We start from the raw sequence: 14,577 nt of genomic DNA, 5'->3' as shown, positions 1-14,577 counted from the left end.
CGCACCGGATGGACGTTCCCCCAACAGCTGTAGACCCCGGGGCGGGCGGCCAACCGCTCCGCCTCCGGGGCCTGCGCTGTACGGGGCAGTCACTCCACCCGCACGGAGTCAGCCTCAGTCGTCGACGCGGTCCATGAGGTCGCCGAGGTCGACGAAGGCGAAGTTCGTGGCCGCGCGGTCGCCCTCCACCGGCGTGTCGTGACCGTCCTGCACGACGAGCAGACCGTTCGGGTACTTCGAGCCGAGCGGGGCGTTGAGGACGGCGGCGCCGTCGCACTCCTCCGACCCGTCGACCGAGCCGTCCGCGGACGCGGTGACCCGGAAGCCGCCCTCGTACTCGTTGGCGTCCTCCAGCTCCCGGTCGTACAGGGCGAAGGTGTCGTCACCCTGGCTGGAGGCGAGGAGGTAGCCGTCGCCGTCCGCCTCGGTGAGCAGGGTCAGCCCCTCGACGTCGGCCGAGAGGCGGGTGCCGCCGAAGCCGGGGTCGGCGCCGGCGGTGCACTCCTCGGTCTCCTCGTCGTACACGCCCGGCACGCCGTACTCGCGGACGCGGTCGACGAGCTTCGGTGCGGCGCCCGTCAGGTCGGCGCGGACGCGCCAGATGCCGACGTCCTCCTGCCCGGCGTACAGCATGCCGTTGGCCGGGTCGACGACCATGCCCTCGACCTGCGGCAGCTCGCCCGGCTCCCCGCAGGGCGCCCAGGAGGTGCCGTCGGGCAGCCGGAAGGAGGAGGGCAGGTCCAGGCTGCGGAGCTTGCGGTAGGTGACCGTGCCGGCGGCGGTGGGGGTGAGCTCCAGCAGGGCCACGGTGGTGCGGTTGCGGCGGCTGACCAGGGCGTAGGAGCGGCCGGACGCGGCGTCGGTCCACGTGGCGAGCCCGTAGGCGGTGTTCTGGTCGTTGATCTCGGCCTGGTCCGCGGAGAACACCGGCGGCGCGGCGGGGTCGGTGACGTCCACGAGCGGCCCGCCGGCGCGGCCCGGCGCGATGCGGTGGATACGGAGGCGGTCGTGGCCGCGGTCGGTCGTCACGGCCACGTCGGCGCGGCCGGACGGCAGGCGCAGGCCGTGGACGAGGTCGACGTTGTTGAAGCGGCCCGGTGCGTCGTCCGGCCCGGCGGCCGGGGGAGCGGGGACCGCCTGCACCTGGCGGGCGTCGAGGTCGTAGACGCGCAGGCCGCCCTCCTTGGCGGTGGCGATGACGAGGCTGCGGTCCGGCTGGGCGGCGTTGCGCCAGATCGCCGGGTCGTCGGCGTCGGCGTTGCCGCCCGCCTCGTCGTCGTACAGCGGGGCGGTCTCCGCGCGGGGCGTGACCGCGGGCAGCGCCTGGGTGGTGCCGGACGGGTGCGCGCCGGCGGGAACGGTGGCGGCGAGCGCCACCAGAGCCGTACCGAGGACGACGGTGACCGACCGGACGGGACGATGCCTGAACACGAGAGGGAACCCCTTGCTGTCGGGAGCATGGCAAACCGCTGCCGATCATGGACCGCCCCGGTGACCGGTTCGCCTACGCAGGGTGTTCCTCCCGTGAACTCACCGCTGAACCCGCTGTTGAACCCGCCGCTGAACCGGGCCGGATCCGTGGACCGGACCTCTCGCCGAACCCGCGGCCGGGCCGTCACCGAACCCGCGGCCGGCCCCGCCGCTCAGGTGGGCGCGCCCGGCGCGGGCACCTCGGCGGGCATCTCCTCCGGCGCCCGTACGGGCCCGGGCGCCTGCCCACCGGGCTCGAAGCCGGCCAGCATGCGTTCCAGCGCCTCCTGGTCCGGCCCGACGAAGGGGTCCGAACCGGGCGCCCCGCTGATCGTGTCGACCATCCGGGGCGCCAGCCCGGTGGCCGGCGGCAGGTGGGTGGAGAACACGCTCTCCGGCTCCATCTCCCGCAGCGGCTGCACCGTGGCCAGGAACTTGTCGGCGTCCACCGCGTGCACCCACGGGCTGTCGACGGTGGCCCACAACAGCTGCGCGGCCCTCAGCTGCTCGGGTACGAGCGCGCCCGCGTCGTCGCCCTCGGCGAGATCCGCGCTCGGCAGCGGCGCGCCGAAGCAGTCCGAGCTGAAGCAGACACGGGCCCGGTCGTCGTAGAACCCCACCGTCGCCGGATTGTCGAAGAGCGGCGGCCGGAACGCGGTGAGCGTGCGGTCGCCGACGTCGAGGGACTGCCCCGGGTTGAGCAGGAACACCCGGTCCAGCGGCAGCGGCCGCTCGGTGGACATGATCCCGGCGCCGATGTACGTCGTGACGACCCGCGCCCCGGGAGCCGCGTCCAGCAGGGCGAACAGACCGCCCGTGTGGTCGCGGTCGGGGTGGGTCAGCCAGATCCACCGCACGTCGGCGGGGTCGACCGCCGAGCCGACCGTCTCCATGAAGTTCCGGTCGGGCAGGCCGAGCCCGGTGTCCACGACGACCGGTTCCGCGGCGTGCAGGACGAAGGCGTTGACGGGGAGGAAACCGATGCCGGGTACCTCGAGGGAATCCGCGAGGACGGTGACGTCACGGCCGACTCTGTGCATGGTCATGGTGCAGCTCCGTGCCCCCCGGCAGGTGGAGAAGGCTCGCGGCCGCGCAACGGAGCGCGGGGCCGGCCGTACGGTCCCGGCTCCCGTTCCCTCCATCGTCGTCCCGTCCGCCCCCGCCCGCACTCCGGCACGGCGCCCGCACGGGTTCCCGGCGGCGGCGTTCGGGTGCGGACGCCGGTGGTACCCGGTCCAGCGGCCGTTCGGCCATACCGGCGTGCGTGCGCGCCGGTATCGAGGCACGGTGGCAGGACGGAGAGGAGCGGTCATGGGCGGCGCAGAGGGCACCCCGGCCGGCCCTGGCCTGCCCCACGGACCGGTACGGCCCGACGGATCCGTACGGCCCGACGGACCGGAAGCGGACGCCGGGGTGGTCGAGCCGTCGGCGGCGGAGGGCCTGCTCGACGTCCTCGGGGTGGCGGCCGTGGTGCTGGACGCGGACGGGCGCATCGTCCTGTGGAGCCCCCAGGCCGAGGCCCTGCTGGGCTACACGGCCGAGGAGGCCCTGGGCCGCTACGCCGCCCGCCTGATGGTCGCGGAGGAGCACTTCGAACGGGTCCTCCACCTGTTCGAGCGGGTGATGAGCAGCGGGGACGCCTGGTCCGGCGAGTTCCCCGTGCGGTGCAAGGACGGCACGTCACGGGTGCTGGAGTTCCGCAACATGCGGCTCCTCGACGACCGCGGCGACTACTACGCCCTCGGGCTCGCCACCGACCGGGCCACCCTGCGCCGGGTGGAACGCGACCTGGCCCTGTCGGTCCGGCTGGTGGACCAGTCCCCGATCGGCCTCGCCGTCGTGGGCGCCGACATGCGGTACGTCGGCGTCAACGCCGCCCTGGAGCGGATCGACGGCCTCACCGCGGACCAGCACAAGGGCCGGCGGATCGCGGAAGTCCTCCCCTTCGTCAACGCCGGCGCGGTCGAGGAGGCGATGCGGACCGTGCTGGCGACCGGCGTCCCGCTGCTCGACCGCCAGATGGTGGGCCGCACACCTGCCGATCCGGACCAGGACCACGCCTGGTCGGTCTCCCTGTACCGGCTGGAGGACGTCGGGGGCCGGATCCTCGGGCTCGCCATCTCGGTGATCGACGTGACCGACCGCCACCGGGCGGCCACCGAGGCCGAGCGGGCACGCGACCGCCTGACCCTGGTCGCCGACGCCTCGGTCCGTATCGGCACCACCCTGGACCTCGAACAGACCGCCCGCGAACTGGCCGACGTCGCGGTGCCCGAACTCGCCGACGTCGCCGCCGTCGACCTGCTGGACACGGTCCTCGAAGGCCGCCCCGGCCGCGTGCCCGCCGACGGGCCGGCCGTCATCCGGGCCCTGGCCGTGGCCGCCGCCTACCCCACCGTCGCGGTCCGGGCCGCCGACGTCCCGGGCGAACCCGCCCACTACAGCGCCGACCGGCTCGTCACCCGCTGCGTGCGCACCGCCCGGCCCGTCATGGTCGCCGAGGTCGACGACGACGCCCTGTCCTGCATCGCCCGCGACCGGGAGGCGGCGGAACTCCTGGCCGAGGCCGGCGTCCACTCCTACCTCGCCGTCCCCCTGATCGCCCGCGGCGAGGTGCTCGGCGCCCTCGACCTCAAACGCGCCCGCAACCCCTACCCGTTCACCGAGGACGACGCCGTCCTTGCGAGCGAGCTGGCCGCCCGGGCGGCGGTGTGCATCGACAACGCCCGCCTGTTCCGCCGGCAGCGGGAGACCGCGCTGACCCTCCAGCGCAGCCTGCTGCCCAAGACACCGCGCCACCTCGTCGGACTCGACGTGGCCTCCCGCTACCAGCCGGCCGGCTCCGGCAGCGAGGTGGGGGGCGACTGGTTCGACATCATCCCCATGGACGACGGCCGCACGGCCCTCGTGGTGGGCGACGTGATGGGCAGCGGCATCAACTCGGCCACCACCATGGGCCGTCTGCGCACCGCCACCCAGACCCTCGCCCGGCTCGCCCTCGACCCCGCCGAAGTGGTCCGGCACCTCGACGAGATCACCGCCGGCCTGGAACCCTCCCTCGCGACCTGCGTCTACGCCGTCTACGACCCCCACCGGGCCCAGTGCTGCTTCTGCACGGCCGGCCACCCCCCGCCCGTGCTCGTCCGCGCCGGTGCCGGCCCCCGGCTGCTCGACCTGCCCACCGGCGCGCCGCTCGGCGTGGGCGGCGTGCCCTTCCACGACGTCACCACCGAACTCGCCCCCGGCGACCGGCTGGTGCTCTACACCGACGGCCTGGTCGAGACCCGTGACCAGGACATCGACACCCGCCTGAACCAGCTCCTCGACCTCCTCCGCACGCCCGACGCGTCACTGGAGGAGACCTGCGACCGGCTCCTGAGGGAACTGCGTCACGGCGGCAACCACGACGACGTCGCCCTTCTGATGGCCCAGGTCCGCGACTGACCCCGCCGCCCGGGAAATCGCTCGCCCGGCCCGTTCCTGGGCCCCTACGCTGGGCCGACCGGCGCCGCGCGCGGCGCCGCAGGTCGTGGAGCCGTGGCAGAGCGGCCCATTGCGATCGCCGTGGGGGAGGTCCCCCTCACGGCGACTGAGGGGTCCGGGCGGACCTGCCCACCCCCCTCCGCGGGTTCGAATCCCGCCGGCCCCGCGACCGACCGAACCACCGGCCGACCGACCACCGGCCGGGCGAGCACCGACCGACCACCGACCGACCCCCGCCGGGGGACCGGACACCGGTCGGCCGGGCGACCGTTCAGCGGGCCGGCCTGCGCACCAGCAGGTACGCGTACGTCCGCCCCGCCGGTCCCGTGGGCCCCTCCTCCAACCGGGCGGTGACGACGAGCCCCGTCCGCTCCAGCAGCCCGGCGATCCGGTCCAGGGGGAGGAGGTGGGACTCGTAGGTGACCGGATGGCCGTACGCCTCCACCGGCCGCCGTCGCTCGTCCCCCACGTGACCGCCCAGCAGCAGGTGCCCGCCGGGTGCGAGCGTGCGGTGGAACTCGCCGAACACCACCGGCAGCCACTCCGGTGGCGTGTGGTGCGTCGAGTACCAGGCGAGGACACCGCCCAGGGTGCCGCTGCCGAACCCCGCCGCCGTCATGGAACCCACGACGAACGGCAGCCCCGGGTACGCCCGCCGGGCGAGCCCCACCATGCGGGGCGACAGGTCGAGGCCGACCATGGGCAGCCCCGCCCCCGCCAGGTACGCAGTCACCCGGCCGGGCCCGCACCCCATGTCGGCGACCGGCCCGAGGCGGGAACCGCGGACGAGTCCGGTGAAGGCGGCGAGCACGGACAGGGCCGTCGGCCCCATCTCGGCCGGCGGCTTGACGAGCCTGGCGTAGTCGGCGGCGACGGTGTCGTACGACGCGCGGACGGCGGCCAGGTACGCGGGTGCGGTCACGGGCCCAGCGTACGGCCCGGGGCCGGCCCGACCCGTCGGAAATCCCGCTCCGGCGCCGCGCCCCGACACCCCGTGCGCGCCTTCGGCGGGGGCCGTGACACCGGTGCGCGCCCCCCGCGGCAGCCCGCCCCGGCCGCCCCCGCGCAGGCGTTCCACGCCGTGTCGACGGGCTCGGCGCGTATGGCCCGACCTGGGCCTTTCCGCGGTCCGGCCCTACCGTTCCCCCATGAGCGAAGGGAACGGGATGACGGACCGCACCATACGCACCGTGGACGACGTACTGAGGCTGCTGGACGGCCTGTTCGCACCGGAGGCGGACCGCTGGACGGCCGGCGGGGCGGCGTGGTGGGACGACTTCTACACCGACCGCTCCAAACCGGTCCCGTTCTTCGCCGACAAGCCGGACGAGAACCTGGTCGCGTACCTCGACCGGCGCGGGGACGGACCCGGCCGGGCGCTCGACCTGGGCTGCGGGCCGGGCCGCAACACCCTCCACCTGGCCGCACGGGGCTGGGAGGTGGACGCCGTCGACCTCTCGCCCGTCGCGATCGCCTGGGCCGAGGAGCGCGCCCGCGAGGCAGGGGCGGACGTCCGCTTCCACCGCGGGGACGCCTTCGCCCTGGCCGGGACGGAACTGACCGGCCCCTACGACCTGGTGTACGACTCGGGCTGCTTCCACCACCTGCCGCCCCACCGCCGCGTCAGCTATCTCGCGCTCCTCGACGACGTCCTCGCGCCCGGGGGCCACTTCGGCCTCACCTGCTTCGCCGCGGGCGGCATGGGGTCGGAGGAGCCGGACGCCGACCTCTACCGGCAGTCCCGGCTCCACGGCGGCCTCGCCTACACGCCCGGGTCACTGCGCTGGATCTTCTCCGACCTCGAAGAGGCGGAGCTGCGCCGCATGCGCGACGAACCGCCCGGATCCGCCTGCTTCGGCGAACCGTTCCTCCATACGGCCCTGTTCGCGCGGCCGCGGCCGGCCGGACACGCCCGTCCAGGACCCCCCGCCGTCCCGGGCGCACCGGACGACCGGGCCCCGGCCCCGGGTCCCGGCCGTGACTGATGGCTGATTGCGGCGTTGGTCTGGCTATGACCAAGTCTCAGCGTATTCTCGCCGCCGTCGCCCTGGCCGCCGGCGCCTCCGTGCTGTCGGCCCCCACCGCCGGAGCGGCGATCGTTCCCGCCCCGGGGCCCCAGGGGCCCTCCGTCCTCGACCGGGTCGACGAGCTCGCCTCGATCGCCGTCGCTCCCGAGCACCGGGACGAGGTGCCGACGGTCACGGAGCAGTTCGGCGGGCTCGACGGACTGCAGCGCCTCGGGGAGGCCCGGCAGCTCCTCGAGCCGGTGGCCCCGGTGCTGTGGCTGCTGCCCCTGGGCTGAGGCCCCCGGCGCGGGCGGCTACTCGAACCGTGTCGTGTCGCCCGCCCCCCGGCGCACGATCTCGGCCTCGCCGCCGGAGAAGTCGATGACCGTGGTCGGTTCGGTGCCGCAGTCCCCCGAGTCGACCACGGCGTCCACCAGGTGGTCGAGGCGCTCCTTGATCTCCCAGCCCTGCGTCAGCGGCTCCTTCTCGTCCGGCAGGAGGAGCGTGCTGGAGAGCAGCGGCTCGCCCAGCTCGGCCAGCAGGGCCTGGGTCACCCCGTGATCGGGGATGCGCACCCCGACCGTCTTCTTCTTGGGGTGCAGCAACTGGCGCGGCACTTCCTTCGTCGCGGGGAGGATGAAGGTGTAGCTGCCGGGTGTCGCCGCCTTCACGGCGCGGAACACGTCGTTGTCCACGTGCACGAACTGGCCCAGCTGGGCGAAGTTCTCGCACACGAGGGTGAAGTGGTGACGGTCGTCCAGATTCCGGATCGACCTGATCCGGCCGAGGCCGTCACGGTTGCCGAGCTGGCAGCCCAGGGCGAAACAGGAGTCCGTCGGGTAGGCGACGAGCCCACCGGAACGGATGAGGTCGACCACACTGCTGATCGTGCGCCGCTGGGGATTGTCCGGGTGCACGTCGAAATACTTCGCCATCCGCCGAGCCTACGCGATCCGGCCGCCCGGTTCGCACGACCGGCGCCCGCCGCCCGCCGCCCGGGGCCGTACGGCGGGGGCGGCGGGCGGCGGTGAGGGCTCACACCGGTGACGGCGGCGCCACGGGCAGCAGGGCCGGCCGCTTCGCGGTGCGGCCGTCGCCGGAGGACCGCCCGCGGATGCGGCGGCCGATCCAGGGGCCGAGGAACGCGGCCGCCCAGCGCAGTTCGGCTTCCGCCACCCGCCAGGCGGAGGGCGCCGGCCGCGGGGGCAGGGGGAGCGCCCAGCTGTCGTCGCTGCCGGGCAGCCGGACGGACCGGGCGACCGCCGCCGCGATGCGCTCGTGGCCCACCGGGCCCGCGTGCAGACGGTCGGCGGTCCACATCCTCGGATCGGTGGAGACGGCCTCCCGGCCGGTGTCGGTGACCGTGACGCCGTGGCGGGCGGCCGCGGCGCGGACCCGGGCGTTGAAGTCGGCCAGGCGCGGCCCGAGCGGCCGGGCGAGCGGCGCGATGCGCCCCACGTCCGGGAAGGTCAGCGTCACCACATGGGCTCCCGCGCCGGTCAGCGCCGCGAACATCGCCTCCAGGTGCCCGGCCACCTCCGCCGGGTCGAACCGGGGCCGCAGCAGGTCGTTGAGGCCCGCGACGACCGTGACCAGGTCGGGCCGGAGGGCGAGCGCCGGGGCGAGCTGTTCGGCGCGCACCTGGCCGGCGAGCCGGCCCCGTACCGCCAGATTGGCGTACCGGACCTCCGGGTTGACGGCCGCGAGGTGCTCGGCGAGACGGTCCGCCCAGCCCCGCAGGCCCGTGGTGTCGTCCCCGTCGCCGACGCCCTCGGTCATGCTGTCGCCCAGGGCGACGTAACGCAGGTACTCACCGCTCGCCATGGGGCGCCCTCCGCCTCTCCCGCAGCACCGCCGCGATCCGCAGGCACCAGTCGCGGTGCTCGCGCTCGAAGGCCAGGCCGCGCAGACACGTGAGGTACGGGCCGATGCGCTCGCCCCGGAGCAGGAACTCCTCCTCGTCCATGTCTCCGCGCAGCTGCCGCAGCAGCGCGCCGAGCAGCTCGATCTTGGCGTCGGCCGCGGCCGCCCGCTCCTGGAGCTGCTCGATCACCGGAGCCGTGCCGACGCGGTCGGCCGCCTGGACCTTGACGAGAAGGTCGTCACGGATGAACGACGGCTTCGACGCGGCGGCCGCGAACCTCTCCAGCTCGGCCCGGCCGGCCTCGGTCACCCGGAACAGGCGCTTGTTGGGCCGGGACTCCTGCACCACCTGCCGGCCCGCGACGAGACCGTCCTTCTCCAGTCGCGTCAGCTCGGCGTACAACTGCTGGGGCAGCGCGTGCCAGAAGTTCGCGACACCGATGTCGAACGCCTTCGCCAGCTGGTAACCGCTGTACTCGCCGTCCAACAGCGCCGCCAGTACGGCATGTCTCAAGGCCATCGACACGGCCTCCTTCCGTCGTCCTCTTCCCCTCGGCCGTCCACCACGGCATCATACTCAAAAAAGTGACTACTCAGAATTTTGCCTATGGAGGACTCGTGGAAAAGACCGTCGCAGACTTCCGCGCCGCGGTGGAGCAGCGTGACGTCGCCGCGCTGGACGACCTGTTCACCGACGACATCCGCCTCTACAGCCCGGTCACCTTCACCCCCTTCGAGGGCAAGCGGATGGTGCTGGGGCTGTTCGGCGTCCTGATGCGCACCTTCGACGACCTCCGCTACATCGGCCGTTACGAAGGTGCCGCCGAGACCGCGGACGGTGAGGAGGCCCCGTCGGTGGTCCTGCCGTTCCGGGCCACCGTGGGTGGCAAGCAGATCCACGGCATCGACCTGCTGCACTTCGACGACGGGGGCCGCATCAAGGAGTTCACCGTGATGGTCCGCCCCCGGTCCGCCGTGCACGCCCTCGGCGAGGCGGTGCTCGCCGGACTGGTCGCGGACGGTCTCGTACCCACCGCCGGCTGACCCGGCCCTCAGGGGCGTTGTGCGGCGGGGACCCGGGTGCGGCAGGGGGCCCGGACCGGGTATCGGCCGGTGCGGGCGCCCAGGTGTTGGGTTTCGTACCGATGGCGGTGCCGGCCGCCGTCAGGCGGGCGTCCCGGCGGCGACTCGGCCGCCGGGACGGGGCCGCACGGTGATGTGGCGCAGGCTCAGTTGGCGGGCGCCTGGTACAGGCCGCGCCCCGCACGACGGGCGCGGGAGGTGGCGACGAGCCGGTCGAGGGTGCTGCGCACGGTGTTGATCGCACCGGCCGTCTCGTCGCGGCCGAGCTCCTTGGCGACGTCCCGGGCACGCAGGGGCGTGTCGCCGTTGCGGGCGAGCACGGCGGCGACCTGCTCGGTCAGGCCCGCGCCGGCGTCGGTGGCGGGAGTCGCGGTGGCGGCGGTGGTTGCGGCAGTGGTGGCGGCGGAGGTCTTGGCCGCGGGCTTCTTCGCCTTGGTGGCCGCGGCCTTGCCCGTCTTCGCCGCCTTGGCCGGGGCGGTCTTATTGGCCGGGGCGGCCTTCTTCGCCGGGCGGGCCTTGGCGGTGCTCTTCGCGGTGCTCTTCGCGGCGGTCTTCGCGCCGGTCTTCGCGCCGGTCCTGGCGGTCGTTCCGGCGGGCTTCTTCGCGGTGCTCTTCCGGCCGGCGGTGGAACGGGCCGTGCGCTGTGCCGGGACGTCCGCCGTGGTGGCCGGCTCGGGCTCCGCCTCCTGCTGCGGCTCCTGCTCCTGCTTCTGTTCCTGCTCGGGCTCCGGCGCGGGCTCCTGCTGCGGCTCCGCCTCCGGCGCGGCCTCCTGCGCGGGCGGCTGCTCCTCGGCCTGCTCCGGGGCCTCGGCGGCGGGGGCCTCGGGGGTCGGGGCCTCCTCGGATGCGGTGGCTGCCGCCGTCCCGGCCGTGTCGGTGTTCCCGGTGCGCGGTGCCGGCACCACCGCGATGCTCAGCGCCTCGAGTGCGGTCAGCGCGCTGCGGACGGAGCCGAGCCGTTCGGTGACGGCGGCCAGGTCCTTCTCCAGCGCCTGCTGCTGTTGTTCGAGTTGGGGGAGTTCTTCCCTCAGCAGTGCGGTGGTCGCCTCGATGTTGCCTGCAGCGGTGGCGGGGATGGGCACGTGTCCTCCTGCGAGTGCGTGGCGTTTGTGAAGGAACGAAACTGTGCTGCAGGGTACGGCCGTGGTGTTGTGTCAAGCAAACAAGCGGTGGCCGCCGGACCGACGTGCAACCCGGCCGCCACCGCGCGGATCGGAGGCGTCGCGCATGCAACTGTTGTGTCCGGCGCGGCTGTTGTGGACCGCGGCACCGGGATCCGTGTGAGGGCGTACGCCGGTGAGAGTCAACGCGCGGGAACGCCCGTTCCAGGAGTACGACGGGTCTGGGCGGCCCGGTAGCGGGACGGCGAGATCCCGTACCGTCCGGTGAACGCCTGCCGCAGGGACTCCGCGGTGCCGAATCCGCAACGGGCGGCCACGCGCGCCATCGGCAGTGTCGTCGAGGTGAGGAGGTGGGCGGCGGCCTCGGTACGGGCCTGGCGGACGAACCGGCCCGGTGCCTGACCGAGGTGCTCGGTGAACAGCCGGGTCAAATGCCGGGGGGTCACCCCCACGAGGTCGGCCAGCGCGGCCGTCGCGAGGTCGTGGTCGGGGTGGGCCGTGATGTACTCGACCACGGTGCGGACCAGGGGGTCACGGGGCGGGGGAGCGGCGGTGAACAGGCTCATCTGCGCCTGGTTGGCGGGGCGTTGCAGATAGACGACCAGGTCCCGGGCGACCTGGCGGGCGAGTTCCGGTCCGTGGTCCTCCTCGACGAACGCGAGGGTGAGGTCCAGCGCGCTGGTGACACCGGCGGCCGTGTAGACGTTGCCGTCGCGGATGTAGATGGGCGTGGGGTCCAGCACCACCTCCGGGTGGCGGGCGGCCAGCGCCGGGGCGAACCGCCAGTGCGTGGTGGCCCGCCGGCCGTCCAGCAGCCCGGCGGCGGCCAGCACACCGGCACCCGTGCACACCGAGGCCACCCGCCTGCTCTCCCCGGCGAGACGCCGGACGTGTCCCACGAGCCGTGCGTCGGCGGCCGCCCGTTCGAACCCCATGCCGCCGGAGACGACCAGGGTGTCGATCGGTCCGACGAGCCGTTCGAGGGACTGCTGACCGGCCAGGCTCAACCCCGAGTCGCACACGATGGGACCGCCCCCCGGACCTGCCAGCACCACCCGGTACGGCACGGCCGGCCGGCCGATCGTGTTGGCCAGGGACAGGCTGGTGGTCACGCACGCGATGTCCAGCAACTCGGCCGACTCGTAGCCGACCACCACCATGACCCGTTCCGCCATGGGGCGACCCTATGCCGGAAGGACCGGTACCCCAAGGCCACGGACATCGTTCCCGCCGTACCGTGCGCCCGGGACGGGCATGGCGGACAGTGAAGCCGGGAACACCCCCTTTCGACTCCGGGAGACGCCATGCAGACGGACTCCACGCGCGACGACCGCAGCGGCGTCACGTCCCGCACAACACCGACCGCCCCCGCAACGCAGACCGCCCCCGCGACGCCGACGACCCCCACCGCGCCCACGGCCCCGACGACGGCCGCGAAACCCATCACGCCCGCCCACACCGGTCCCACGCGGCACACCCCGCACTCACCACCCACCGGCACCGCCGGCACCACGGGATTCCTGCGTGCGCTGGGCCACCGCTGGCCCACCCTGCTCGCGCTCGCCCTGGCGGTCGCCACCTTCGTCGACGGCCTGCCGCCCGTCGGCCTGTTGGGCGGCCTCCTCCTCATCATGCCGTTGTGCTACCTCCTCTTCGGCGCACTCCGGGGCGAGCTGCGCCCGCCCCGCGTCCTCGTCGTCCAGCTCGCCGGGCTGGTGGCCTTCGGTGCCGTGGCCCTGCTCGCGCTCACCGCCGGCGACAGGGCCGGCTACTACGTCCTGGCCGCGGGCTGGTTCGGCCACGCCGTCTGGGACTTCGCCCACCACCGGACCGGCCGGGTCGTGCCCCGGGCGTGGTCCGAGTGGTGCTGCGTGGTCGACGCGTGCGGGGCGCTGGCGATGGTCGTCCTGGCGTGAGGCCGGGCCGGCACCGGCGGTGTCACTTCGCGGTGTTGAGGTGCAGCCACGCGCTGAGCGCCGCGTGGAGCTCGACGACGTCCTGCCGCGGCAGGCTCTCCCCGGCACGGCCGACGTGGAGGCGTACGTGGTCGGCGGTGACCGTGTAGCCGACGGCCAGGCGCGGTGAGGAACTGACGGCCGTCCCGTCGGCCAGGGCGCGCCGCAGCGCCGCCACCCGGCGCGGGAGCCCGGCCGCGGGCCGTCCGCCGGCCGCCGGCCGGTCGGGTCGCCGGGGCAGGAACGGGGCGCCGATCGTGGTGTAGAAGCGGTTGATGGCGTCCTCCAGGGTGCCGCCGGGCTCGGCGGGCACGGCGGCGTCGAACGCCCGGAACAGCAGCGGCCAGGAGGGCTCGACGGAGTGGACCCTGCCGGGAGCGGGCGGTGGCGGGGTCTCCTCCAGTTCGAGCTGGACGCACGCCCCCGCGATCAGCTCGTCGGAGTAGCCTTTGGCCATGTACCGGGAGCGCAGGCCCCGCAGGTGCGCCACGTGCCGGTGGACCGGGTTGTCCCGGACCGGTGTGTGCGGACGGGAGGCCCGGCCCGGGGCACCGTAGGGGCCGTGGGCGCGGTGGAGCCGCCCCGACTCGGTCACCACCGCCGTCATCTGCCGGTTGCCGTTCCCCAGCCGGAAACCCACGACCGTGAGCATCAGACCGCTCCTCCCCGCTTCCGGACGCACACCACCGACGCTACCCGGAGCGCACACCCCGCGGGGCCGATACGCCCGACCCGCCCCGGTCGGTACCGGGCGTACCGATTCGCCTGCCACCGCCACCGCCACCGCCATCTGCCGGCTGCCACGCGGCCGTTCCCCGCGGCACGGAGCGGTAGGGGTGGCGCGTCAGGCCGGGCCGAGGACGCAGAACTCGTTGCCTTCCGGGTCGGTCATGACCTGCCACGGGAAGTCACCCCGGCCGGTGTCGGGGAGTGCCGCGCCGAGGGTCTCCAGCCGGGCCACCTCCGCCGCCTGACGGTCGCGGTCGAAGGGGTGCGGGGCCAGGTCCAGATGGGCGCGGTGCCGCACGTCCGACGGGTGGGGCGTACGGAGGAGTTCCAGGCAGGGCCCGACGCCCTCGGCGGTGCGCAGCAGTGCGTGGTCGTCGTCCGCATCGTGCACGGTCCAGTCCATCGCTCCGCTCCAGAAGCGGGCCATGGCTCGCGGATCCGCGCAGTGGACGACCACCGCGGCGATCGGTCCGGTGTCCGGGCGGCAGTCGCGGGGTTCCCGGACGCAGAACACGTTGCCCTCCGGGTCCGCCAGGGCGGTCCGCGACGGTTGGCACCGGCCCGCGCCGGCGGGGGCCGGCGTCGCGCCCAGTTCCCTCAGGCGCGTGACCAGTTCGGCGTGATGGTCCGCGGAGGTGGTGGCGAGGTCGATGTGCGCGCGGTCCTTCGCCGTTTCCGGGTCCGGTACGGCGACGGCCTCGACGCGGACGGCGGCGGGGTCCGGCCAGGCGGAACCCACGGGGTCGACGCTGGTCGCACCGGGTTCGCCGCTCGAGGCACGCCAGCCGAGCGCCGCCGCCCAGAAACGGCCCAGCGCGGAGTCGTCACGGGCCTTGAAGTTCACCTCGAAGAGCTGCAGCCTCATGC

At 74.4% G+C, this 14,577-nt stretch carries 15 protein-coding genes; 5 read left to right on the top strand and 10 right to left on the bottom strand.

The annotated features are described in order from the left end of the window. Positions 1–114: 114 nt before the first annotated feature. Positions 115–1,431, bottom strand: a complete 1,317-nt coding sequence (locus tag A4V12_RS19235) for a phytase (protein ID WP_064070596.1) — start codon at positions 1,429–1,431, stop codon at positions 115–117. 212 nt (positions 1,432–1,643) lie between these two features. After that, entirely contained in the window at positions 1,644–2,516 is an 873-nt protein-coding gene (locus A4V12_RS19230) for an MBL fold metallo-hydrolase (RefSeq protein WP_064070595.1), read from the bottom strand. A gap of 265 nt (positions 2,517–2,781) precedes the next feature. Here A4V12_RS19230 and A4V12_RS19225 point away from each other — a divergent pair, with 265 nt between their 5' ends. Next, complete coding sequence (locus tag A4V12_RS19225; protein WP_079137149.1) at positions 2,782–4,914, top strand: SpoIIE family protein phosphatase; 2,133 nt, start codon at positions 2,782–2,784, stop codon at positions 4,912–4,914. A gap of 310 nt (positions 4,915–5,224) precedes the next feature. Here the strand turns inward: A4V12_RS19225 and A4V12_RS19220 are convergent, their stop codons facing one another. After that, positions 5,225–5,875 (bottom strand): class I SAM-dependent methyltransferase, encoded by a 651-nt coding sequence (locus A4V12_RS19220; protein ID WP_064070594.1) that lies wholly within the window; start codon positions 5,873–5,875, stop codon positions 5,225–5,227. A gap of 226 nt (positions 5,876–6,101) precedes the next feature. Here A4V12_RS19220 and A4V12_RS19215 point away from each other — a divergent pair, with 226 nt between their 5' ends. Then, positions 6,102–6,938, top strand: coding sequence for a class I SAM-dependent methyltransferase (locus A4V12_RS19215; RefSeq protein WP_064070593.1), 837 nt, complete (start codon positions 6,102–6,104; stop codon positions 6,936–6,938). Between the two features lie 26 nt (positions 6,939–6,964). Next, on the top strand, positions 6,965–7,255 hold the full coding sequence (locus A4V12_RS19210) for a hypothetical protein (RefSeq protein WP_064070592.1): 291 nt from the start codon (positions 6,965–6,967) through the stop codon (positions 7,253–7,255). A gap of 18 nt (positions 7,256–7,273) precedes the next feature. Here A4V12_RS19210 and A4V12_RS19205 read toward each other — a convergent pair whose 3' ends face one another. From A4V12_RS19205 to A4V12_RS19195, 3 genes are all read right to left on the bottom strand, one after another. Continuing rightward, positions 7,274–7,894 (bottom strand): L-threonylcarbamoyladenylate synthase, encoded by a 621-nt coding sequence (locus A4V12_RS19205; RefSeq protein ID WP_064070591.1) that lies wholly within the window; start codon positions 7,892–7,894, stop codon positions 7,274–7,276. 100 nt (positions 7,895–7,994) lie between these two features. Beyond that, positions 7,995–8,783, bottom strand: a complete 789-nt coding sequence (locus tag A4V12_RS19200) for an SGNH/GDSL hydrolase family protein (protein ID WP_064070590.1) — start codon at positions 8,781–8,783, stop codon at positions 7,995–7,997. Continuing rightward, on the bottom strand, positions 8,770–9,342 hold the full coding sequence (locus A4V12_RS19195) for a PadR family transcriptional regulator (protein WP_064070589.1): 573 nt from the start codon (positions 9,340–9,342) through the stop codon (positions 8,770–8,772). The genes A4V12_RS19200 and A4V12_RS19195 overlap by 14 nt, the downstream gene beginning before the upstream one ends. A 98-nt stretch (positions 9,343–9,440) precedes the next feature. On the opposite strand from A4V12_RS19195, the gene A4V12_RS19190 reads away from it, so the two are divergent. Next, positions 9,441–9,866, top strand: a complete 426-nt coding sequence (locus A4V12_RS19190; protein WP_064070588.1) for a nuclear transport factor 2 family protein — start codon at positions 9,441–9,443, stop codon at positions 9,864–9,866. Between the two features lie 185 nt (positions 9,867–10,051). Here A4V12_RS19190 and A4V12_RS19185 read toward each other — a convergent pair whose 3' ends face one another. Then, positions 10,052–10,987, bottom strand: coding sequence for a hypothetical protein (locus tag A4V12_RS19185; RefSeq protein ID WP_079137147.1), 936 nt, complete (start codon positions 10,985–10,987; stop codon positions 10,052–10,054). Positions 10,988–11,208: 221 nt separating this feature from the next. Further along, positions 11,209–12,201 (bottom strand): GlxA family transcriptional regulator, encoded by a 993-nt coding sequence (locus A4V12_RS19180; RefSeq protein ID WP_064070587.1) that lies wholly within the window; start codon positions 12,199–12,201, stop codon positions 11,209–11,211. 129 nt (positions 12,202–12,330) lie between these two features. Here A4V12_RS19180 and A4V12_RS38925 point away from each other — a divergent pair, with 129 nt between their 5' ends. Continuing rightward, positions 12,331–12,942, top strand: a complete 612-nt coding sequence (locus A4V12_RS38925; protein ID WP_234372242.1) for a hypothetical protein — start codon at positions 12,331–12,333, stop codon at positions 12,940–12,942. A 22-nt stretch (positions 12,943–12,964) separates the two neighbouring features. Here the strand turns inward: A4V12_RS38925 and A4V12_RS19170 are convergent, their stop codons facing one another. Next, positions 12,965–13,633: a hypothetical protein gene (locus A4V12_RS19170; protein WP_064070586.1), complete on the bottom strand. Its 669-nt coding sequence runs from the start codon at positions 13,631–13,633 to the stop codon at positions 12,965–12,967. Between the two features lie 192 nt (positions 13,634–13,825). Beyond that, positions 13,826–14,575 carry a VOC family protein gene (locus tag A4V12_RS19165; protein ID WP_064070585.1) on the bottom strand — a complete coding sequence of 250 codons (750 nt, stop codon included), beginning with the start codon at positions 14,573–14,575 and terminating at the stop codon, positions 13,826–13,828. Between the last annotated feature and the right edge of the window lie 2 nt (positions 14,576–14,577).

Origin of the sequence: Streptomyces noursei (assembly GCF_001646665.1) — a bacterium.
GTDB lineage: Bacteria > Actinomycetota > Actinomycetes > Streptomycetales > Streptomycetaceae > Streptomyces > Streptomyces lavendulocolor.
This window is presented reverse-complemented; position numbering and strand designations above follow the sequence as displayed.

Bases quoted from the DNA above. Each gene is read 5' to 3' on its own strand.
- A4V12_RS19165 (WP_064070585.1), bottom strand. From the start codon at position 14,575: ATGAGGCTGCAGCTCTTCGAGGTGAACTTCAAGGCCCGTGACGACTCC.
- A4V12_RS19230 (WP_064070595.1), bottom strand. From the start codon at position 2,516: ATGACCATGCACAGAGTCGGCCGTGACGTCACCGTCCTCGCGGATTCC.
- A4V12_RS19200 (WP_064070590.1), bottom strand. From the start codon at position 8,783: ATGGCGAGCGGTGAGTACCTGCGTTACGTCGCCCTGGGCGACAGCATG.
- A4V12_RS19180 (WP_064070587.1), bottom strand. From the start codon at position 12,201: ATGGCGGAACGGGTCATGGTGGTGGTCGGCTACGAGTCGGCCGAGTTG.
- A4V12_RS19195 (WP_064070589.1), bottom strand. From the start codon at position 9,342: ATGGCCTTGAGACATGCCGTACTGGCGGCGCTGTTGGACGGCGAGTAC.
- A4V12_RS19215 (WP_064070593.1), top strand. From the start codon at position 6,102: ATGAGCGAAGGGAACGGGATGACGGACCGCACCATACGCACCGTGGAC.
- A4V12_RS19210 (WP_064070592.1), top strand. From the start codon at position 6,965: ATGACCAAGTCTCAGCGTATTCTCGCCGCCGTCGCCCTGGCCGCCGGC.
- A4V12_RS19205 (WP_064070591.1), bottom strand. From the start codon at position 7,894: ATGGCGAAGTATTTCGACGTGCACCCGGACAATCCCCAGCGGCGCACG.
- A4V12_RS19225 (WP_079137149.1), top strand. From the start codon at position 2,782: ATGGGCGGCGCAGAGGGCACCCCGGCCGGCCCTGGCCTGCCCCACGGA.
- A4V12_RS38925 (WP_234372242.1), top strand. From the start codon at position 12,331: ATGCAGACGGACTCCACGCGCGACGACCGCAGCGGCGTCACGTCCCGC.
- A4V12_RS19170 (WP_064070586.1), bottom strand. From the start codon at position 13,633: ATGCTCACGGTCGTGGGTTTCCGGCTGGGGAACGGCAACCGGCAGATG.